General features: G+C 57.0%; 2 protein-coding genes. Both read left to right on the top strand.

Features of this window, described 5'->3' with window-relative positions; translation table 11 throughout:
• The coding region (locus ACR0IP_RS23300; RefSeq protein WP_480528182.1) for a phosphate ABC transporter ATP-binding protein at positions 1-317 on the top strand (317 nt) is incomplete at its 5' end.
• 16 nt (positions 318-333) lie between these two features.
• A partial coding sequence (locus ACR0IP_RS23295) for a phosphate signaling complex PhoU family protein (protein WP_480528181.1) occupies positions 334-693 on the top strand: 360 nt, incomplete at its 3' end.

Here is a 693-nt window from a genome sequence, read left to right as displayed (position 1 = left end):
GTTTGTCAGGGGGGCAACAGCAACGTTTGTGTATCGCGCGCGCCGTGGCAACCGAACCGGAGGTCCTGTTGATGGACGAGCCGTGCTCGGCGCTGGACCCGATTGCAACCGCACAGGTCGAAGAGTTGATCGACGAATTGCGTTCCCGATATTCGGTTGTGATCGTCACACACTCGATGCAGCAGGCCGCGCGCGTCAGTCAGAAAACGGCCTTTTTCCACCTGGGTAATCTGGTGGAATTCGGTGAAACCGGTCAGATTTTTACCAATCCGGTCGATCCGCGCACGGAAAGCTACATTACAGGCCGTATCGGCTAAGCACAGGTATCAAACAATGAGCGAACAACATATTGCATCTGCTTTTGACCGCGACCTCGAAACAATCCAGGCGCATATCATGAAGATGGGCGGTCTGGTTGAGGCCGCTATCATGGGCGCGGCGCGCTCGCTTGAAAGCCGTGACGTTGAGCTGGCCCAGGAAATACGACAAGGTGACAAGGCCATCGACGCGTTGGAAGACCTGATCGACGAGGAAACCGCGCGTCTGATTGCATTGCGCGCGCCCACGGCCAGTGACCTGCGACTGGTTCTTTCGGTCCTGAAAGTATCCGGTAATCTCGAGCGGATTGGCGATTACGCGAAGAACATCGCCAAGCGTACGACCGTTCTGGCCAATGCGGGCGAGATCAGCGGC

Source organism: Ruegeria sp. AL11, assembly GCF_056540865.1.
The sequence above is the reverse complement of the archived record's forward strand: the minus strand, read 5'-3'. Positions and strand labels throughout refer to the sequence as shown.